The organism is Pseudoalteromonas sp. CF6-2 (genome assembly GCF_021729425.1).
GTDB classification, from domain to species: domain Bacteria; phylum Pseudomonadota; class Gammaproteobacteria; order Enterobacterales; family Alteromonadaceae; genus Pseudoalteromonas; species Pseudoalteromonas arabiensis.
Map to the genome: position 1 here is coordinate 48,872 of NZ_CP091443.1, position 21,060 is coordinate 69,931.

15 protein-coding genes are annotated in these 21,060 nt (G+C 41.4%); 8 read left to right on the plus strand and 7 right to left on the minus strand.

Annotated features, from left to right (window positions below; translation table 11 throughout):
- Positions 1–24: 24 nt before the first annotated feature.
- On the plus strand, positions 25–960 hold the full coding sequence (locus L3Q70_RS16985) for an endonuclease/exonuclease/phosphatase family protein (protein WP_237115510.1): 936 nt from the start codon (positions 25–27) through the stop codon (positions 958–960).
- Between the two features lie 15 nt (positions 961–975).
- Entirely contained in the window at positions 976–3,141 is a 2,166-nt protein-coding gene (locus L3Q70_RS16990) for a M3 family metallopeptidase (protein WP_237115511.1), read from the plus strand.
- Between the two features lie 115 nt (positions 3,142–3,256).
- Here the strand turns inward: L3Q70_RS16990 and L3Q70_RS16995 are convergent, their stop codons facing one another.
- On the minus strand, positions 3,257–7,270 hold the full coding sequence (locus L3Q70_RS16995; protein ID WP_237115512.1) for a rhombosortase-dependent M36 family metallopeptidase: 4,014 nt from the start codon (positions 7,268–7,270) through the stop codon (positions 3,257–3,259).
- 124 nt (positions 7,271–7,394) lie between these two features.
- On the opposite strand from L3Q70_RS16995, the gene L3Q70_RS17000 reads away from it, so the two are divergent.
- On the plus strand, positions 7,395–7,889 hold the full coding sequence (locus tag L3Q70_RS17000; RefSeq protein WP_237115513.1) for a hypothetical protein: 495 nt from the start codon (positions 7,395–7,397) through the stop codon (positions 7,887–7,889).
- Here L3Q70_RS17000 and L3Q70_RS17005 read toward each other — a convergent pair whose 3' ends face one another.
- From L3Q70_RS17005 to L3Q70_RS17015, 3 genes are all read right to left on the minus strand, one after another.
- Positions 7,890–8,591, minus strand: a complete 702-nt coding sequence (locus tag L3Q70_RS17005) for a M15 family metallopeptidase (RefSeq protein WP_237115514.1) — start codon at positions 8,589–8,591, stop codon at positions 7,890–7,892. It lies immediately after the preceding gene.
- A gap of 50 nt (positions 8,592–8,641) precedes the next feature.
- Positions 8,642–10,255 carry a sensor domain-containing diguanylate cyclase gene (locus L3Q70_RS17010; protein WP_237115515.1) on the minus strand — a complete coding sequence of 538 codons (1,614 nt, stop codon included), beginning with the start codon at positions 10,253–10,255 and terminating at the stop codon, positions 8,642–8,644.
- 132 nt (positions 10,256–10,387) lie between these two features.
- Positions 10,388–13,249 (minus strand): FAD-binding and (Fe-S)-binding domain-containing protein, encoded by a 2,862-nt coding sequence (locus L3Q70_RS17015; RefSeq protein WP_237115516.1) that lies wholly within the window; start codon positions 13,247–13,249, stop codon positions 10,388–10,390.
- Between the two features lie 350 nt (positions 13,250–13,599).
- On the opposite strand from L3Q70_RS17015, the gene L3Q70_RS17020 reads away from it, so the two are divergent.
- The 5 genes from L3Q70_RS17020 to L3Q70_RS17040 are packed head-to-tail and all read left to right on the plus strand — an operon-like array spanning position 13,600 to position 18,698.
- Complete coding sequence (locus L3Q70_RS17020) at positions 13,600–15,408, plus strand: glycoside hydrolase family 3 protein (protein ID WP_237115517.1); 1,809 nt, start codon at positions 13,600–13,602, stop codon at positions 15,406–15,408.
- A gap of 49 nt (positions 15,409–15,457) precedes the next feature.
- Complete coding sequence (locus tag L3Q70_RS17025; RefSeq protein WP_083515249.1) at positions 15,458–16,255, plus strand: putative hydro-lyase; 798 nt, start codon at positions 15,458–15,460, stop codon at positions 16,253–16,255.
- A gap of 6 nt (positions 16,256–16,261) precedes the next feature.
- On the plus strand, positions 16,262–16,990 hold the full coding sequence (locus tag L3Q70_RS17030) for a 5-oxoprolinase subunit PxpA (RefSeq protein WP_062568164.1): 729 nt from the start codon (positions 16,262–16,264) through the stop codon (positions 16,988–16,990).
- Positions 16,978–17,838: a glutamate cyclase domain-containing protein gene (locus L3Q70_RS17035; protein WP_062567812.1), complete on the plus strand. Its 861-nt coding sequence runs from the start codon at positions 16,978–16,980 to the stop codon at positions 17,836–17,838. The genes L3Q70_RS17030 and L3Q70_RS17035 overlap by 13 nt, the downstream gene beginning before the upstream one ends.
- A gap of 2 nt (positions 17,839–17,840) precedes the next feature.
- The gene (locus L3Q70_RS17040) at positions 17,841–18,698 is read left to right on the plus strand and encodes an aminotransferase class IV (protein ID WP_062567813.1); all 858 of its coding nucleotides are present in this window, start codon (positions 17,841–17,843) and stop codon (positions 18,696–18,698) included.
- A gap of 66 nt (positions 18,699–18,764) precedes the next feature.
- Here the strand turns inward: L3Q70_RS17040 and L3Q70_RS17045 are convergent, their stop codons facing one another.
- The 3 genes from L3Q70_RS17045 to L3Q70_RS17055 all read right to left on the minus strand — a co-directional run bounded on the left by L3Q70_RS17045 (position 18,765) and on the right by L3Q70_RS17055 (position 21,015).
- Complete coding sequence (locus tag L3Q70_RS17045; RefSeq protein WP_237115518.1) at positions 18,765–19,745, minus strand: WD40 repeat domain-containing protein; 981 nt, start codon at positions 19,743–19,745, stop codon at positions 18,765–18,767.
- Positions 19,746–19,965: 220 nt separating this feature from the next.
- The gene (locus L3Q70_RS17050) at positions 19,966–20,229 is read right to left on the minus strand and encodes a hypothetical protein (RefSeq protein ID WP_062567815.1); all 264 of its coding nucleotides are present in this window, start codon (positions 20,227–20,229) and stop codon (positions 19,966–19,968) included.
- Positions 20,230–20,637: 408 nt separating this feature from the next.
- Positions 20,638–21,015, minus strand: coding sequence for a VOC family protein (locus tag L3Q70_RS17055; protein ID WP_062567816.1), 378 nt, complete (start codon positions 21,013–21,015; stop codon positions 20,638–20,640).
- Positions 21,016–21,060: the final 45 nt, after the last annotated feature.

Genomic DNA, 21,060 nt, shown 5'->3' on the forward strand with positions numbered 1-21,060 from the left:
ATTATTCTTAGGTAATAGTCGTAGATGAAAATAATTAAACATTCGCATTTGACTAGTTTGGCATTACTACTGCTATCTGCTGTAAATAGTAATTTTGCAAATGCCAAAAGCTTACGCGTGGTTACTTGGAACACCGAACACTTAGCAGCCCACAATGGTACAGGCTGTAAAGCCAGAGACACTGAAAGTTACACTCAGATGCGCCAATACGCGCAATCACTTGATGCAGATGTAATTGCACTTCAAGAAGTTGGCTCTTTGGCAGCTGTTAAACGAATATTTCCTGCCTCACAATGGCAAATAATCATGTCATCTCGAACGGATTCACCCAGTTACACCTGTAGAGAAAACAAGCAAGCATCAACACAACAAAAAGTCGCCTTCGTGGTGAGAAAGCCCATTTTAATAAAACAGGTTAATCATCTAAGTGAGTTAGCTAACGCAAAGGTGGGTGCAAGAGAAGCGATTCATTTACAAATTGAACAAGCGGGTAAACCATTAAACTTACTTAATGTTCATATGAAAAGTGGCTGCTTTGTTGAAAATTATGCAGTATCAAATAAATCAAATTGTGTAGTATATGCTAAACAAGCTGAGTATTTAAAAGGCTACCTAGCCAAGCATAACTTAGCTCGCGAAAACTGGCTTATACTGGGTGATTTTAACCATCATTTGACAGCCATAAATAACCATTTTAGAGTTGAGCTTTTAGCAGCTTCTGACCATAAAAATAAAAAAGATTATAATGATGGTTCGCCACTTATCGCAGCTAATAACCTTTTTATCGCAACAGATGGTGTAGTAGGTTGTCATCCAAAGTACCCTTTGCCCATTGATCACATTGTGATATCAGCTTCCATGAGGCGCGCTTTGGTGCCATCTTCTGTGAAATTTCACAATTACAACACAGATCATATGTTAAGCGATCACTGTGCTTTATCAGCGCAATTTAATTTTTAAAACAAAGAGAAAACAATGAAACACGTACTCGCAACCGCGATTAGCTCAGCGTTATTATTAACGGCCTGTTCTGAGCCACAAACAACTGAAAATAAAACAACAACTGAACAAGTTGCAACAACCGCTGACGTTGAGCAAGCAAACCCATTATTTACAAAAAGCGTATTACAATACGAAACACCTGACTTTAGTGTCATCAAAGATGAGCACTTTATGCCTGCTTTCAATAAAGGCATGACTGAGCAAATGGCTGAAGTACAAGCTATCATTAGTAATCAAGCTAAGCCTGACTTTCAAAACACCATTGTTGCCCTTGAGCTAAGTGGCGAATTACTGACTCGCACCCGCAGCATTTTTTATAATCTAGCTGGGAGTGATTCAAACCCTAAGCGTCGTGAAATACAAAAAGAGCTCGCACCAAAGCTTGCTGCACATAACGACAATATCTTTTTAAATAAAGACTTATTTGAGAAAGTCTCTGCTGTATATGCTGAGTCAGATAAATTAGCATTAACCGCTGAAGAAAAACGTCTTTTAGATGTTTACTACAAGCGTTTTGTACGTGCCGGTGCGAAACTAACCGCGGAAGAAAAACAACAGATCCGTGATATTAATACAAAACATTCAAGCTTAACGACTCAGTTTTCGCAGAACTTATTAGCACTGACTAAAACGAACGTTGTGCTTGTTGATGACAAAGCTGAACTTGAAGGTTTACCTGCAGGTCAAATTGAACAGCTTGCTAATGCAGCAACAGAAGCGGGCCACTCTGGCAAATACCTAATTAAGATCACCAACACGACACGCCAACCTATTTTAGCGACACTTAAAAATCGTGATTTACGTGAAAAAATTTGGCGTGCCTCAGCTGAGCGCGCACTTTCTGGTGAAAACAGTAACCGTGAAATCGTTGCAGAACTTGCTCAGTTACGTGCTCAAAAGGCTAAGCTACTTGGTTATGATAGTTGGGCGGCATTCGGACTAGAGTCACAAATGGCGAAAACGCCGCAGGCAGTATTTGATATGTTTGCAGGTATGATCCCTGCATTAATGCAAAACGTTAATGCAGAGGCTGAAGCGATCCAAGCTAAGATCGATGAGTCAGGTGAACAGTTCAAACTACAACCTTGGGATTGGTTATTCTACGCAGAACAAGTTCGTAAAGATAAGTACAATCTAGACGAAAATGCAGTGAAAGAATACTTTGAATTTAATCGTGTGCTAGAAGACGGTGTATTCTTCACCATGAACCGTTTATACGGTATTACTTTCAAACCACGTAACGATATTCCAGTTTACCATCCTGATGTTAAAGCCTATGAGTTATTTGATGAAAACGGTAACAGCTTAGCCATTTTCTTTGCTGACTACTTTGCTCGCGAAGGTAAGCGTGGCGGTGCATGGATGAGCTCATTTGTAAAACAATCAGGCCTTAAAGAACAAAAGCCTGTTGTTGTTAATGTAATGAACATTCAAAAAGGCGCAAATGGTGAACCTACGCTTATCAGCTATGATGAAGCGACAACTATTTTTCACGAATTAGGCCACGGCTTACATGGCATGTTCTCTAAAGTAAAATACCCTATGCTTTCAGGTACGTCGGTATCACGCGACTTCGTTGAGTTCCCGTCAACGTTCGAAGAAGACTGGGCAATGTACCCTGAAGTTATCGCAAACTATGCGAAACACCATAAAACAGGTGAACCAATTCCTGATGAGTTACTGAAAAAAGTAATCCAATCACGTAGCTTCAACCAAGGTTTTGATACGTTAGAATATGTTGCTGCTGCACTTCTTGATATGGAATGGCACTCACTACCTGCAGATGCACCATTGCAAGACATTGAAGAGTTTGAGCAACAAGCACTTACAAAACATGGTGTAAATGTACCATTTGTACCACCACGTTATAAATCAGCATTCTTCTCACACTCTATGGGTGGCGGCTACTCAGCTGGTTACTACGCATATATGTGGAGTGAAATTTTAGCAGCTGATGCGTTTGCTTATGTACAAGAGCAAGGCGGTTTAACTCGCAAAATGGGTGACAAATACCGTAAAGAAATTTTAGAAATGGGCAACTCGCGCGACTTAATGGAATCGTATAAAGCATTCCGTGGTCAAGAGCCTGACACTTCAGCATTATTAAAACGCCGCGGTTTAAAAGCGACAGTTCAATAGTTTTGTAATGCCACTTTTTACTTGCCATGACATGAGCAGGTAAGTCCACAGAAACTAAAAAAGCCCTTACAGAGAACTGTAAGGGCTTTGTTTTTATCACTGTCTGATAATTAACTTAGCGTTTGCGGCGACGGCCTACTAACGCTAATGGAGCAAGTAGTAAGGTCAAGAAACCAAAACTACCACTGCTTGATTTTCTAGGCTCTGGGGTTTCAACCACAGGCTCTGCTTCATTTGTAACAGCAACCGTTACTTGCTCTGACACGGATGCAACACCATCGCTAACAACAACCTCAAAGACGACCTCTTCATCTGCTGAGATTGAGCCTGGAGTGAAACTTAATGTTGCAGTATCTTCGCCTGATAATGTTGCTGCTGAACCACTTACTTGCGTCCAAGCATACGTTAATTCATCATCACTATTGCGATCAGTTGCAGTTACACTTAACGTACCGGTTGCAGACTCAGAAATACTTTCATCGCCAGACACGCTAATCACTGGCATTGCATTATCACATGCAAAAGTGTCACCCGCGATAACGTTTGATAGTATCGGTGTTGTTACATTGGTAAATGACACATTATCAATCCACCAACCAAACTCTCTCACTGCGTTATCCGATGATAAACGGAAACGAAGCTTCGCACGGTTACCATTTAACTCAGTACCAAATCGAATTGTTTCGTAATTACCATACGCACCATTCTCATCAATATTATTGCCTGTAAACGTATCACGGTCTTGAATTGCCTGTGCATCATTTTCAGTCAGCGGACCATCATAACCAACATCAAATGTGCCCCCCATTTCAGTGACATCAACCCAATTACCACCATTTACGCTGATCTCAACAACACCACCATCCCAATTTTCTTCAATTAGATAGAAATGCCAGAATGACACTGCAAACTCGCCAGCAAAACCAATCTCAAACTCTTTAGTTTCAACAGCAACGTCAGATTCAAAATCATTGTTATTTAGGTACATGGTTTGCTCACCAAGCCCAAAACCAAAAGTATTGAAAAAGGCTACGTTGCCATCATTAGCCATGCTTTGAGTGCCCTCAGCTAGGTCGCCACCCGTCATTACATTTTCTTTAAAGTCATGAAGTGACGTAGCAGCGACTTCCATGTTATCTGAAGTTTGAGAACCAACAGGTGCTTTTGCTTCAAAGTCCATGTTAACCGTATATGAGAGTGTCTCACTTGCTGCTTCAACAATTTCATCATCAGCAGAAAGCTCTGGGAATGACACTTGAATCTCAAGGGTATCTGCCGTACCAGCGTCATTAAGTGTAAACTTAATCGGCGCACTTGTAGCCGATGTGAATGGGGTCATCTCATCAAACGTGATTAAGCCATCATTTTCAAAAGTAACATCATGGTTACTAACAACACTCAACTGTGCTTGTGTACCTGTCAGTGTTTCACTACCTGTATTGGTAATGCTCACGGTTAGTGTGCCGGTTTCACCTTTATCTAGAATGTTATCATTCGAGCAATAACCTAACTCTGCACCGTTAAAGTTATTGTTTACGCTCACATCTTTAAGAGTAAAGCTAGCAAGCTCCATATCATCAGATTCAACCACACCGGTTAAGTCAGTGCTGAAACGCTCTGGAGCAACAGCGCCTAAACCCATACCACGCTTAGCAAACGCACCTAGAATTAGCTCGTAGTCGTTTGTATCAACAGCATAAGCAGCAGCTAAGATAGCATCACGTGCTTCTGTGTATAGCGGCGCAATTGGTGTTAGTTTATAACCCGCAACAAGGTAGTTTGCCATGCGATTTTGTGCTTCTTCAAAACCATGCTCGTTGATTAGTGCAACATAGCTTTCCCACAACATTGTTGCCCAAATTTCACCGGCAGCATGAGGCGAAGCCACATTTGTTGGCGCGATACCAACGTCCGTTCCTGCATTTTCAGTAATGTGACGGAAAGACAGTGGGTTTACTTCCATGTTTGTAGAATATGGAACACGGCGAATACCAAAATAGAAGTCTTCTACAAATGTACCGCTACCGTAAGCTTTCTGGAACTTGTCGTTACCAACAATGTTGATATCGCCTGCTTTGGCAATAAACATAAGTGAGTGGAAATCACCCCAGCCTTCACCCATGGCACGGCCTTGGAAGTTGATAAGACCAGACGAGTTACCGACTAAACGGTTACTAATATAGTGACCCCATTCGTGTGCAATAATACCGTTATCTAACGTGCCATCTTTTAACGTTGCTTTGTTAAACATGTTTACAGTTACAACATTACCTGCATCTATCGCGTCATACATTTTATGACCATCGGCAAAGTTAAGTCCCATGTTTGGAATAAGCACGGCATCATCTTCACCGCCCATAGGTGCAGGATCATCGGTATTAGGATCATTATTTACAACGATTGCACCAATAGCGCCCGCTTCTTGAGCGTGGAATACTTTTGCAGTGAAGTTACACGAACCACGGTCAACTAACGCAATTTTACCAGCTAAATCAGCTGCATTCGTTGCAGGCTCACAACCATCCGTTACACTCCCTGAATCAACATCATTACCATCGATTAGACGTACAACTTCAGCGGCTACGTCTGCAAACTGACCTTGACCAAAACCAGAAACTTGCGTTGACTCAAGAAGACCAATCGTTTCATCAGATGTAACTACAACACCAAAATCGACACCTACTTTCGCATCTTTTGAGTTGTATAAATACATTTGCATACGAGGGCTTGCACCATCTGCTGGTGTAGACATATTTGCGTTGTTTAGACCGCTGTTATCTTGTGCTTGCGCTTCAATAGGATCGCCTTCTACACCACCACGGCCATAGTTAGATACTTGTGCAACATTTGATGTTTCGTCAAAACCATGATCATAAAAGAAATCGTGTAAGAAGTTGTTCATGTAGAACAAGTTAACGATTGCTGCCTTACGGTTGTCATAACTATTAGCAACCTGATCAACTTGATATGGGTAGTCAAAAGTAAAATCAGACGTTGTTTCAGCGGTAAAGTCACCCTCAGTAAAACCTTGCGGTGCAATAACATCAGCATACGCAAATACGTTATTACCTGATGTAGTCGTTGCATCATCCTCAAGCCACGGGTCCATTGTGCTCAGCTTACTGTAGTAAGATAAGCTAACTAAAGGTGCATCTAGGATTTCAGTTTCATCAACTTGATCAGGGCCATCTGCTGGGATTACGTCACCATGTGGACCTTCCCATGGGTAACCATCTGCATCAGCCCATACACGATAGTTAAAGTCTGCCGCGTGTGCTTTTAAGTCTTTTTTGAAGTAAACCTTATTGTTGTCAGCACCAATAACATAGCTGAAGTAGTCGCTATCTAGACTATTTTTATCGGCAACTTCAACTTCAACATAATAAGCTGACTCAAGTTGTCCATTAACTTCAAAAAATACTTTCTTCGCACGTGGTTGACCAACGACAACTTTTTCACCATTTTGGTTAGTTACATTGTACTTAACATAGTCGCCTTGCTCTGTAGACTTAACCAGCGAAACATTGATATCTGCTAGCTCTTTAATAGCACGCTTAATACTTTGCTCAGCACCCACAAATTTAGCAAGTGGTGCAAATGATTTAGTCGCATTTGAACTAACGTTAGCAAAGTAACCAGAGCCAGCTACTAAGTTTTGCTCTTTATCCATGATTAAATTGTATTCACGGTTGAATACTTCAATATCATGTACTTTTTGCTTGTATTTAGCCGTGATTGAGCCCAGTTTTTGCTCAGATAAATCCGTTAATACGGCGCTTGATATACCTTTCTTAGCTGTACTTACACCCGTTAGCGCATTCAAATAAAAATCTGCAGCGTAAGCATTGCGTTGCTCTGGTAAAACAACTGACATATCTGGTTTTGCTTGACCAACAGCCTGCCATAAGAATGTTGCTTTACCTAATTGAGCATCAAAAATAGATTTATGACCCGATACAGTGCGGCGCTCAGCTAATGCACGTTGCTGAGTTATTTGTGGATTGAATTGCGCGTGTGAGCTTGTACTAGCGGCACTGTAGAAGCGAGTTTGTTCACTTGCTTGTACTTGTGATGATGCCAAAATAGCCGTTACTAATGTTGCTACAGCGCTTACTTTAAATTTAGCCATGCATAAGTTCCCTGTTGTTATATTTTTAATTTTGGTTAACAATTTAACCAACTATAATGTACCTAAAGCTGTTAATAAAAAACAGTAAAAACTGTAAACAAAAGTAACAATAGTAGGAGATTAGATGCACCAAATTAATAAAATACAACTAATTATAGTGTTATCCTTGTTAACATTAGGTTGTCAAAAAGATGAAAATATAAATAAAAAGGAAGATACACCTAAAAATACAGCGCTTCAAAAAGAGCAAAATACACCACAAACCACAACAAAAAAAACTGAAGAGTTAACGAAAACGAGTAATAATTCTGTTAATAACAATGGTGAAAAACTAACTTACAACTCTGAGCAGCTTTTAAAAGGAACCATCGTCTTTAACCACGCAAATTCAGAACAAGGGACGGTGACTGGTACTGTGTTTATTACACTAAAAACCGAAGAAGCATCTTTAGCACTGCTAGACACCTATCAGTTAAAAAGGGTAGCTGAGCATACGTACAGCTTTTTTGTCGATAAAGATACTGATTTAAAAGTAGTTAAAACTGAATTAGAAAAATACCCAGAAGTCGGTATTGTTGAAATTGCGGTGGATTACACACCCATTAGCGAAGTACGTTAATTATTTTATTACAAAGTTAAAATAAGTCGCAGGGTAAGCCTGCGGCTGATAAGTGAAATGCCACCATTCCATTGAATACGGAGCAAAACCCGCATCACTCATAAGTGTTTTAAGCTTATAACGATTAGCTTTTTGAGTGGCACTAATACGTGGATCATCCGTATTTGAAAGCGTATCAAACATGTCAAACGGTGATGCCATATCAAGCTCAACACCATATGCATCAACTAACGTTAAATCAATGGTTGAGCCACGGCTGTGGCCTGATTTAGCAGCAATATAATCACCTAACAGCTGATCTTTATTAAGGTTAGGATAAAACTCAGCTTTGGTGCGCGTATCACTTAAATCATTAACCCAACGTACAAAATGATCAACAGCGCGCTGTGGACGATAACAATCGAATATTTTTAAATTCAACCCCTCTTTCTGAGCTGCCTTTTGTACGTTTTTAAGCGCATTCACTGCGGTTTTGTGCAATAAACATTTAGGCGCAGTGTAACCATCAATAGGAGCGCCCACAAAGTTATGACGCCCAAAGTAGCGAATATCTAAAACCGCGTTAGGAAGGAGTTCACCAACATCAATAAACTCACTACGCTTATTCTCATTCGTCTTAGCTTGCACTGGCGATGTATGGAGTAAAATGACACTCAACACACAAGCCATTTTCATTAAACGAGACGAACTAATGGATACCATGTGATTTTCCAAAATAACCTAATGGTGTTTACTATTGCATATAAAATAACTTATTCCAACACTGGCACTTCAGACACAAGTGGAAGATCTTGGCAAAATGTAGCATCAAGTACACAACGATTTCGACCTGTTTTTTTAGCTTTGTAGAGTGCTTGGTCAGCTAATTTCATCACGTCCTCAATACTAAGCTGTTCCAGAGGCCAGCCTGAAATACCAATCGACACATTAATACAACCCACGGGTTCTATATAATATTCAGACACTTGCATTCTTAAGCGTTCAGCAAGCTGATAGGCACGTTTTGCCGTAACCTTTGGCATAATAACGATAAACTCTTCCCCACCTGTGCGAGCGACAACATCCCCTTCTCGCGTTGCATCAACCAATAACTTAGCCAGTGATTGCAGCACTAAATCTCCAATATCATGACCAAACTCATCATTGACGCGCTTGAAATGATCTATATCGATTGCTAATACTGCAAATGGGCATCGCTGTGCCATCAAATGGCTTAATCTGATATCCAAACTTCTTCGATTGTGTAGGCAAGTCAAAGGATCCGTCTGTGCTTCATGCCTCAGTAGGCCTATTTTACTTTGCAAAAGCCCCACTCCCTTGAGCATCGCATTTCTTAACTCGTTACTTTCATAGTACCAAGAGCGAAGTTGCTTAAGTTCTTGCGATGTTGTTGGTCTATCTAATGTGCTCGCTGTTTCTGCCAGCTGTTTAAGTGGCTGCGAAATAAGTCTTGCTAATACCCAGATGAGTAGAAAAGTAAACAAACCGATTGGAGCAGTACGTAAAAAGACCTGCCACATAAGCGTATCAAGCGGCGCAAGTGTACTTTGGAGGGGTCTTTGCGTGACGACTCCCCAGGGAGCCACCGACAAAGGTGCGTACCCAGCAAGCATTTCAATACCCTGACTATTTTTAACGACCTGTGTGCCAGCGTGACCACTTAAAACCGATTCAATAACTTCATTATCAAATACTTGCTCGCCTATACGATGTTTATTCGGGTGGTAAAGTAAACGATTATTCTCATCCACGACATACAAGTACGAGCCATCTTGATAGTAGTGAACTTGCAATAATTCATTCAAAATACTGGCACGTTTTAAATATAAAGTACCGCCAACATAGCCGATAAACTCCCCTGTTTTATCAAACAATGGCTGTGACATAAAAATAAGCAGATTACCAGCCATGGAAATGTATGGCTCACTTATCATTGGCCTACGGTATGATAACGCGGCTTTAGTACCAAAACTGTCGACCTTGAGGTTTTGTAAGTTTAATGAGGCTGGAGAAACGCCTAAAATATTGCCTTTTTTATTTACAATAATCGTAGAATTAAAACTATTGGTTTGTAACCTTAAGCGTTCGGTTTCAGCATTAATTAACCCTTGATTATTAAAATCTGCCTCTAATATTTTACCAACATAAGCAAGTTGTTGTTGAGCAGCTAGTAAAAAGTTATCTGTAGCTGACACCAGTTTAGCTGCATAAGCTTTATGGTTATTTAGAGTTTCATTGATAAGTTGCTGTTTTTGAACTTGGTAACTTGAATAATAACTGTTAAGGAAAGTAATCAGCGTTGCCGAAAACGCTAGCAACAAAATTAAACGATGCAGGTTTAAACCTGTTCTAAGACTATTAAGCACGGTATTTTTCTCACATTAAACCCAATATCCGTATCGGGTACATCTAATACCTTTATATTAGCAACTACTACTTTGTACCTCTATAGGACTTTTGTCATAATTTGATTTAGCGCAAGAAAAAGAGCAAATACTCTACTCGTTACTTTGCTGATCTAACAAATACAAAATTGACTGATAACTAACGCCACTGTGCTCAGTTAAACCAATTTCACAGCTACGACTATTTGACACGCCGCGACGACAGTTCTTTGGTACTTGTTGTTTAAGGGTTTTTAAGGCGTTGCTATTTAGTTCAGGCAAGTTAAAGCCCTTATCACCAGCAAATCCACAACACTCTATATCTGCTGGAATAATCACCTCATTACTACATGCCTTGGCAAGTGATACTAGGCTTTGTTCTTTACCTAATCGCTTTGAACTACAGGTAACATGAAGCATCACAGGCTCATTTACGGGCGTAACCTGTAAATTAGGCAATAAATGTAGAGCCGCAAAATCGGCACTTTCGTAAATTGTGAGTGCCGTATTTTGTGCGGCATTAAGAGTGGTGAGCGCACAAGGGCTGGCATCAAAAACGATTGGATATTGGCCCTTATTTGAAAGTGCCTCAAGCTCAGTAAGTAACTGCTCACTCTTATTTTTAGACTCTTTGTTAAAGCCTTTACTAGCAAATGGCATACCGCAGCAAAGTGAATCAGCGTGCTTCGGTAGCACCACATCATAGCCTGCTTTTGCAGCGAGTGAACAGATTACATCAAGCAGTGAACGCTTATCATCGGCAAGTTTATCAGCCGCAAAAACCCGACTTGCGCAGCTTGGCATATACACCAACTTTTTTGCTTGTTGGGATTGTTGAAACTGCCTATTAATTGGCTGCTCTGCTCTTGGCCATGCCGAGTAATACAGCGGCGTACTAAGCAACTTATTAGCAGATTTGCTCAGGCTTATTAGGTTACTACTGCCAATTGCTTTTTCAAGCACCTGCGTGACGGTTAAGCCAAACCGTGTACCAGAGGCAACAACCGCAAAATGCTTGCTGGCAAAACGTGATAATGACCGCGCAATCTTGTTTGATGAGGCTTGCTCAGCTCTGAGTGATTTTATAAATTCGCCCGTGTTTATCCCCACGGGGCATTTAAGGCCGCAAAGACCGGTTGCCGCGCACGAATCAATACCAAGGTATTTAAAATCGGCCTCAATAACACTAAGCTTTTGATTTAACTTCTGCTTGTTCGCTACATCGTCGGTTGTTAGTAATTGATTGTGTAGCTCGGTGCGATGTCGCCATAAAGTAATACGCTGCCTAGGTGTTAAGGTAAGTCCTTTTGATGGGCAAACAACTTCGCAAAAACCACACTCAATACAGGTATCAATAATATCATCACTTTTAGGCATAACTTTTAAATGCTGAGTGTGGGCATTTTTGTCGTGATTAATAATAACCCCAGGATTAAGAATATTCTGCTTATCGAATAATGCTTTAAGTGCAACCATCACCGCAAAGCCATCGTCTCCCCATTCAGTGGCAACAAACGGCGCCATGTTGCGGCCTGTGCCATGCTCTGCTTTTAATGACCCTTTTAGTTCAACCGCCACTAAGTTCGCCACATCAGCCATAAATTGCTCATATCGGTTTACTTGCTCGTGTGTGTCGAAGGCTTGGGTGAATACAAAATGCAGGTTTCCGGCCAATGCATGACCAAAAATAATGGCTTCATCATAATCATATTTGATAAATAATTGATGCAGCGCATTCACACCTTCAGCTAATTTATCAAGGGTAAAGGCAACATCTTCAATAATCACTGTGGTGCCTGTTTCGCGCACCGCACCAACCGCAGGAAACGTGCCTTTACGGATATTCCAAAGTGCCGCATTACGGGCAGTGTCTGCAGAAAACTCAATCACTGCCAGTTGGCTTTGCTTAAACTCGGCAAGAAGTTGCTCGGTGATCTTAGTGAGCGCATCAAGAGCCTGTGCATTTTCAGCTCTTAACTCAATTAAAAGTGCCGCTGACTGCTCTGGGTAACTGGCCACTTCTTTTGGCATTATGGCATGCTCAGACACCGACATCAGGGCGCGTTTATCTAGTAGCTCAACCGCAGCAACATCAAGTTCACTCAGCCTTTGTACCAGCTCACACACCTTGCTTATATCGTTAAAAATAAAGAAGCCTGTGTGCTTGTACTTATGCTCAACCACGGTGTGGTAGGTGATATCTGCAATAAAAGCTAACGTACCTTCAGAGCCAATAATTAAGTGCTTAATGATTTCGATTGGCTCAGCAAAATCCAGCAGCGCATTTAAACCATAACCTGTGGTATTTTTTAAACGGTATTTATGGGCAATGCGCTCACTCAAGTCTGGGTTTTGCTTCACACTGTCAACCAAACTCATTAACTCATCAACAAAGCGACTATGGCTTTGCAAGAAGGCATTACAGCTTTGACTATCAGCCGTATTAAGCACAGTGCCATCAGCAAAAATTAGGGTCATATCTTTTACTGTGTGGTAGCTGTTTTGCGCCACCCCACAGCACATACCCGATGAATTATTTGCCGCCATACCCGCTATTTTACAGCTATTAATTGAAGCGGGATCAGGGCCAATTTTTTTACCAAATGGGGCTAACACTTGATTTACTCGAGCGCCAATGATCGCCGGTTGTAAGCGTATTGCATCGGCATCATCAATAATCTCAAACTCGCTCCAACTATCGCACAATAAAACCAATACCGAATCGGTAATTGCTTGCCCAGATAAACTCGTTCCGGCGGCCCGAAACGTGATGGGGACTTGTTGCTCGTTGGCAGCCATGATCACGTGTCGTGCTTGATTCTGATTGCTAACTAATACAATTAACTCAGGGATTAATCGATAAAAGCTCGCGTCTGTGCCATACGCATACCGGCGCGAGTAATCTTCTATTAATGCAGACTCTGGTAAAAAAGGTTTAATTTGCTGTTTAAATGCGTGCAATCGAGCTAAAGCCATCTCGCCCCCGAGCTTGTCATATTTACGCTGATGAATATGGAATATATTATTACTTTAAATTGACCTAAAAAGCGACCCATTAAATTGATAAATTATCAACTTGCCAAGGTTTTTATCGGTATAAAGGGTTGGTTATTTAAGCCTATTAGCCCAATTTGGTGATCTAACTTAGCTTTTTGCAGTCGGACAGAAAAACCGCTAGGGTAGCAAAAAAATACTGTATTTATATTTAAAAACCCATTAATATCAAGAATAATTTATTCTAAAAACTAAATAAGCGTTTTGCTTTGGAGCTTGCTGTGTTAAATAAGTTTGCACTATCGTCACTGGTTATCGGATTAGGATGTTTCATGCCATTACAATCATCATTTGCTGAGTCTGCATTAACTTTAAAACAACAGTTAGGGCAAAAGCTCATGCTTGACCTGCGCTATTACTGTAAACAAGACCCAGGTGAGCAAAAATGCCGTACACCGGTGACAGAGCTGCCGGCCGATTTAGCGAATATCATCACTAAGCATAACATTGGTGGGGTGATTTTATTTGCAGAAAATATCGATACCGTGCCGCAGGTGATCAAACTTAATAATGATCTACAAAAAGCCGCTGCCAAGTCTGAGTTAGGCTTACCGCTGTTTATTTCAATAGACCAAGAAGGTGGTCGAGTCGCCCGTATTCCGCGTGATGTAGGCACGTCGTTTACCGGTAACATGTCGATTGGTGCAACCTATAAAGAACATGGTACATACTTCGCGACAGAGTCTGCACGTATTATCGCCGACGAGCTATTGGCACTGGGTGTGAATGTTAACTATGCACCGACGGTCGATGTAAACATGAATCCAGACAATCCAGTTATTAACGTGCGCTCTTACGGTGAAGACCCGCAATTGGTTGCAAAACTAGGTGCTGCACAAGTCGCAGGGTTCGAGAACAACGGCGTTATTTCATCACTAAAGCACTTTCCAGGGCATGGCGATACCAACGTAGATAGCCACACTGGCCTGCCAAAAGTAATGCATGATAAAGAAACTATTTGGCAGCAAGACCTACCTCCTTTTAAAGAAATTATTAAAAACCAACAACCGGGTATGATCATGACGGCACATATCCAATACCCAGCCCTCGATGACAGTACGTTTGTCAGTAAAGAAGGCAAAACCATGATCAAACCTGCGACGATGTCGCGCAAAATCATCACCGACTTACTGCGTGATGAACTCGGTTATCAAGGTGTTGTAATCACTGATGCATTGGATATGGCGGGGATCAGTCACTTCTTTGAACCAATTGAAGCGGTAGTAAATACCTTTGCAGCGGGTGTTGATATTGCCCTTATGCCAATCGAAATCAGAAGCCCAAAAGACTTAGCTGTACTTGAAGCCCTTATTGAGCGATTAGAGCAAGAAGTACAGCACGGCACTTTAAATGCCGACGAAATGAGTGCTTCTGCAACGCGTATTTTAAAACTTAAAGAGAAATTTAAACTCAGCTCTTCACTTGATGACGAAGCAGCCACCAAAAAAGCGCAGCTGTTACTTGGCGATCAAAGCCATAGAAAAGTAGAAGCAGAGTTAGCATTGGCTGCGATTACCGAAGTTAAAAACGAAAATAATACCCTGCCGCTTAGCATTAAGTCGGGTAGTAAAGTGCATATTATTATGCCAGATACACGCAAATGTTATGCCTTACAGCAGGCGTTAGTTGATAACACCAATAAGTTAATCAGCTTTAGTTGCACCAGTTTGCAAGGCTATGAAAAGCTTGCAACATTAAAAGAAATTAACGAAGCCGATATCATTATTGCTGCAAATGCGTCACCAAAACAAAGTGCTGTTGAAGTGGGCGGGATGGATGATTTAGCCGATAATCCAGAGTTTGCGATTGCTAAGGCTGATCAATCAGCCGCATTAGAATCATTGCTCAAACAAGCGAGGTTAGCTCATAAAAAGACCGTATTTGTAAGCTTGCGTGCCCCTTACGATATTGCTCAATTTGGACAATTTGGCGATGCAGTACTTGCCACTTATGCTTACAATATCGATGTAGACACTAATGAAAAGATTGCTGGCCCTGCTTTCACTGCACTGGCAAAAGTATTACTAGGAAAAGCCCCTGCAAAAGGACAGTTACCCGTTACTATAAATGATCTAAACTGAGTGTTATTGTAATAGCCTCAGCTAGGTTTTAATTTTCAAGGAGAGGCACTTGCAAAAAGATGCATCATTAACCACCCCAGCAGCTATCCGTAAAATGGTACGCGCGGGTGACTACAGTGGTAATACGTCTGGGTTTGCATCTGGGTTTGTACAAGCAAACTTAGTGATTTTACCTAAACAATACGCGTTTGACTTTTTGCAGTTTAGCCAAGCCAATCCTAAATCATGCCCGATTATAGCAACCAGCCGTTTACCAGGCGTTACCGATATGCCAACTGTTGGCGAAGACATTGATATTCGTAGTGATTTGCCGCGTTATCGTGTTTTTAAAAACGGACAAATGATTGAAGAAGTGACTGATATCAGCAACCATTGGCGCGACGATTTGGTTACTTTCTTAATTGGTTGCTCATTTTCATTTGAAGAAGCATTGATTGCCGCTGGCCTTGAAATTAGAAATATCAGCGAGCAAAAAAATGTGCCTATGTATGTGACCAATATAGCGTGTCAGCGTGCGGGGATTTTCCATGCTAATATGGTTGTTAGCATGCGCCCAATGAAACCCGCTGATGCTATTCGTGCAATCCAAATTTGCAGCCGTTTTCCAAGCGTACATGGTGCGCCAGTGCATTTTGGCGACCCTGCAGCAATCGGCATTAAAGACATCAACAAACCTGAGTTTGGCGATGCAGTGACCATTAAAGAAGGCGAAGTGCCGGTATTTTGGGCCTGTGGTGTTACTCCACAAGTTGCGATTGCCAATGCTGCACCTGATTTTTGTATTACCCATAGCCCAGGGCATATGCTGGTAACCGATATTCCTAATAGTAAAATGGCAGCTTTTTAAATGACGATGAAACTAAACTGCGACTTAGGCGAAAGCTTTGGTATGTGGAAAATGGGCCTAGACGAACAAGTGATGCCACATATTGATATGGCCAATATCGCTTGTGGCTTTCATGCGGGTGATGCCGATGTAATGGCAAGCACCCTCTCTCTTGCAAAGAAGCACAAGGTCACTATAGGCGCACACCCAAGCTATCCAGATAAACAAGGTTTTGGTCGTCGCTCGATGGCAATGAGTGAAAAAGAACTCACTAACTGCCTTCATTATCAAATTGCTGCAATTGATGGTATGGCTGCTGTGCATGGCTTAACACTGGAATACGTTAAACCACATGGTGCCCTTTATAACGATATGATGCGCGAAGAACATACGTTAAATATCGTTATGCAAGCAGTTGCTCGTTATCCTAAACCACTAAAGTTAATGATTTTAGCCACCAATCAAGCAGCCAAACACAAAGCGCTAGCAACTGAATTAGGTATCGAACTCATTTTAGAAGCGTTTGCCGATCGCCAATATACCGATGAAGGAAAGCTGGTCTCACGCGCTCTTGCGGGGAGTGTTTTAGAAAAGCCCGCTCTTTTGAAGCAAGTAAAACAATTAATTGAACATGGTACTGTTACCACTCAAAGTGGCCAGCAGCTCACACTCCATGCCGACAGCCTTTGTGTTCACGGCGATAATGATGCAGGCATTGCCCTGATTCAAGAGATCAACGCATTATGCCAAGTCTAAGTGATGAAGCACTCAGTCTAAAAATAGAAAGCATGATGGTCGAACTAAATCCACGAGGTATGCAGTCTTTATATGCCAAGCAAACCAAGGGCACTTATTTACGAGCCGCACAGTCACTTCACAACGCGCAACATACTATTCTGATTGGTACAGGCTTTGCGGTTAATAACACCTTTGAAACTGACGGTCCTGTTGGCGCTATAGCACTTTACAAAGTACTTGAAAAGCTCGGTAAACAGCCAATTTTGGTCACTGGCAACCCCCTTTACAGTATCCTAAAAAAAGACTTTAACTGTTTTGAGCTGCCAATTAACAATATTGATAATGCGCGCACTTTTAGCATTAAAGCCCTTGAGCAGTTAAAGCCTGATTGTGTTTTATCAATAGAGCGCCCAGGGCTTAATCAGCATCAACGTTATTACAATATGCGCGGCATTGATATTTCTGAACATTGTGGCTGCTTTGATTTTTTTGTGACAGAAGCACGTTGCCCCACTATTGCAATTGGTGATGGCGGTAATGAAATAGGCATGGGTAACCTTGCACAACATATGCAAGATCTTAGCATCACACCCTGTTTAACACCCTGTGATGAGTTGTTGTTGGCAGATGTGTCTAATTGGGCCGCTTATGGTCTCATTGGATTCTTAAGCCGCTGGCACAACACAGACTTATTGGCAGCTATTGAGCCTCTAGACATTCTACATTACCTAAGTGAGCGCGGTAGTGTTGATGGCGTCACCCATAAAAATGAGCTCACCGAAGATGGCTTGCATGCTATGCATGGTCAACAATTAATAACTCGGCTTCGCCAACTTGGCGGCTTTATTACACAGAATGAGGTTTAACAATGGGCACGGTATACCTAAACGGTGACTACCTTAGCGCTGATGAAGCAAAGATTTCACCAATGGATCGCGGCTTTTTATTTGGCGATGGCATCTATGAAGTGATCCCATCTTATAACGGTAAAATGCTAGGCTTTGGCGCACATATTGAGCGTATGAATAACGGTTTAAACGAGCTTGAAATTAAGCTCGATTACAATGCCGATACGTGGCGAAAAATCTGTAACGACTTATGCGAGAAAAACCAAGGTGACAACTTAGGGATTTATTTACACGTGAGCCGTGGTGCCGACACTAAACGCGCCCATGGCTACCCAACTAACATTACCCCTACGGTATTTGCATTTGCTTTCGAAATTCCAGCAGAACCTGTTAGTGACATCGATAATGCGACAGCATATACCGTATCACTTGAGCAAGATCGCCGCTGGCAACGTTGCCATATTAAATCAACTGCACTACTTGGTAACGTTATTCATTACCAACATGGTGCCGTAGCAGGTAACAAAGAAACGATTCTATTTAACCGCTTGGAAGAAATTACCGAAGCCAGTTCAAGCAATGTGTTTATTGTAAAAGAGGGTGTGATAAGCACGCCACCACTCGATAATCAAATTTTACCTGGGATCACCCGCTGGTTAATCCTCAATATTCTACACAGCTACAGTGACTTCAAAGTGCAAGAACGTATTATTAGTAAAGATGAGTTACTTGATGCCGACGAAGTATGGATCACCAGCGCCACTAAAGAAGTTGGCCCTGTCGTAAAAGTAAATGGCAAGTTAGTTGGTGATGGTAAGCCTGGTGCTGTTTGGCAACAAGTGCAAAGCTTGTTTACTAAACATAAGTTTGATTACTAGTTAAAATTAGAAATCTAAAAAACGCCTACTTAAAGTAGGCGTTTTTGTTTTATCTGCTTTTTGCTGCTATTTGTTGCTTTTCATCTCAAACGGCCAAGCCTGCAATAGACCGTCACTGGTTTGTGAATATAACTGCGTACCATCGTAAGCCACACTCAGTACTGACGTGCGCTGACGCTGCTGTTTAGCTTCGTATTCAGCGATTAATTCACCATCAGCAACGCGGTATAAACGCATCTTCATTTTTGGCGAGCCGGTTAATAGCCATTTGTCTTGGTTGATAAATTGCGATGCGGTGAACTCAATAAAGTTAGCGTATGAGTCCACTTCTGATAGCTCTTTTTTATTGACCAAATCAAAGAATACACGATCATCAACCGAATCAATTGCAAAAGCCAAGCTTGCTGATTTATTTAAAGTAACGTGATTCACTCTGGTCGCTAAACGCTCTTCAAAGCGAATGCTGCCATCACTCGTTGACCAAAGCTTAACGTACTTGTCGCTGGAGCCAGTAAACGCCCACTGACCATCAGCCGATAGCGCCACGCTATTAATATCTAAACGATGAATATCAAAACGCTTAGTATCACCTGTTCGGGTATTTATCACCTCAGCCTTGCCGCTACGATAAGCAATAACCAAGGTATCACCAGAGGCTGATATAGCGATGTCTCTGGCGATTTCCTGCCCGGTGAGCCAAGTGCCGATACTACGCCCCGTGCGAGTATCGTATAAAGTCACCGATAACCGATTTGAAATAAAAAAATGAGATTTGTTAGCACTAAAACCCACAAGCTCGACATGCTCAGCGCCCTGCCCTGTTATACAATCGTATAAACGCGCTTTTAACTGATTATCCCAAATACACACTTTAGATTGAGTTGCCACTAAAGCGTGACTCGCATCTTCGGTTAGCGCAGTGGCACTTAATAGCTCATCGCCATGAGCAAACTCATTGCTAGCAGATGCTGTAAACACCTCATTTGTGCCACATCCAACCAACGCTAATGTAACAACACATGAAAGTGACTTAAACAGTTTCGACATTATTCTAACTCGCTTATTTTTATAGTTATTTTTTATAGCTGTAGTTTAATGAAAATAGAGAGAAGTTGGTAGGTGTGCTTAAGAGCCTAATAAGACTTTCTATTCACTGATAATGCTTTCTTTGAGGGATGCATGTAGGCGCGAAATTATTTCGCGCGGGACTGCCTAGATATTGTGCGATGTTGCAGACGCGCCACGCAAGCATGACGCCAGCAATAAGCTACTGCTTGTCTGTTCTGCTAACAATTTCGTAGCCTTGGGCTTCATAATCGTTAATACATTTTTGAAATTTATTCTGAAGTTTTATTTCATCAAAAAAGCCAAACGAGTATGCATCACACTTTACTTTCATATGTTCACTGTTTTCCAATACTGCATTAAGTTTAAGCTCAGCAAAGCCAAATTTATAAGCTAATTCTGAAAATTGAGAGTACAAAACCAAAAGCAGTACAGCAAGAAGGGTAAGCGTTAAGGTATTTTTCATTTTTTATTTCCTTTAAAAGAGTTGTAAAAATAAAAAAAGCAATTAATGAACCAACAATATAACTTTATATAAATCAAAACAATGAGTAACTCACACAAAAGCAAGGTTAATATTTTCGCCAAAAAATAGTGAAAAAGGCAGTTTTTTTGAAAACAAATACAACTTTGGAATGTTGTGTATTTATGATGGGGCATGGTTCGAGAAAAGAAATAGGAAGGGCAAGATGCTAGATTTGAGAAGCAAGGGTTTAAAGTCAGATGCGAGTTAGGAGATGCTTTAGCTTCGAACAAGAATCTCCCGATTCACCACTTGAGTAAATTAATAGCATTCATGTAGGTGTGAAATTTATTTCGCGCGAGACTACCACATATTACGAGGTGTAGCAGGTGCAGCACTTGCTAACTTCCCTCACCCATGGGTAAAACAAAACACATTAAGTTTGTTACCGTCTAGGTCTCTGAAGTATCCCGCATAGAAGCCAGGCATTTCACGTGGGCCGGGTGCACCTTCGTCTGTGCCGCCAAGCTCTATGGCTTTTTTATAAAAAGCATCTACTTGGGCTGGGGTTTCGACTGCCAACGCAATCATGGTGCCGTTACCTACGGTCGCTTTTTCATCATTATAAGGTTTGGTTATCGCAAAACCAGGTTTATCTTGCCCAGTGTTCCATGCGACAAAGCGGTCAGTTTCTAAAAAGCGCTCGGCGTTTAGGGTGGCGAATAATTCATCGTAATACTTTACTGCTTTAGCTAGGTTGTTAGTGCCTAACATGATGTAACCTATCATTGTGTGTTCCTTACGTTTAAAAGTGTCTGTACTCAACATAAAAGG

Coding starts and splice junctions, on each gene's coding strand:
- L3Q70_RS16985 (WP_237115510.1), top strand. CDS start 25: ATGAAAATAATTAAACATTCGCATTTGACTAGTTTGGCATTACTACTG.
- L3Q70_RS16990 (WP_237115511.1), top strand. CDS start 976: ATGAAACACGTACTCGCAACCGCGATTAGCTCAGCGTTATTATTAACG.
- L3Q70_RS16995 (WP_237115512.1), bottom strand. CDS start 7,270: ATGGCTAAATTTAAAGTAAGCGCTGTAGCAACATTAGTAACGGCTATT.
- L3Q70_RS17000 (WP_237115513.1), top strand. CDS start 7,395: ATGCACCAAATTAATAAAATACAACTAATTATAGTGTTATCCTTGTTA.
- L3Q70_RS17005 (WP_237115514.1), bottom strand. CDS start 8,591: ATGGTATCCATTAGTTCGTCTCGTTTAATGAAAATGGCTTGTGTGTTG.
- L3Q70_RS17015 (WP_237115516.1), bottom strand. CDS start 13,249: ATGGCTTTAGCTCGATTGCACGCATTTAAACAGCAAATTAAACCTTTT.
- L3Q70_RS17020 (WP_237115517.1), top strand. CDS start 13,600: ATGCCATTACAATCATCATTTGCTGAGTCTGCATTAACTTTAAAACAA.
- L3Q70_RS17030 (WP_062568164.1), top strand. CDS start 16,262: ATGAAACTAAACTGCGACTTAGGCGAAAGCTTTGGTATGTGGAAAATG.
- L3Q70_RS17035 (WP_062567812.1), top strand. CDS start 16,978: ATGCCAAGTCTAAGTGATGAAGCACTCAGTCTAAAAATAGAAAGCATG.
- L3Q70_RS17040 (WP_062567813.1), top strand. CDS start 17,841: ATGGGCACGGTATACCTAAACGGTGACTACCTTAGCGCTGATGAAGCA.
- L3Q70_RS17045 (WP_237115518.1), bottom strand. CDS start 19,745: ATGTCGAAACTGTTTAAGTCACTTTCATGTGTTGTTACATTAGCGTTG.
- L3Q70_RS17050 (WP_062567815.1), bottom strand. CDS start 20,229: ATGAAAAATACCTTAACGCTTACCCTTCTTGCTGTACTGCTTTTGGTT.
- L3Q70_RS17055 (WP_062567816.1), bottom strand. CDS start 21,015: ATGATAGGTTACATCATGTTAGGCACTAACAACCTAGCTAAAGCAGTA.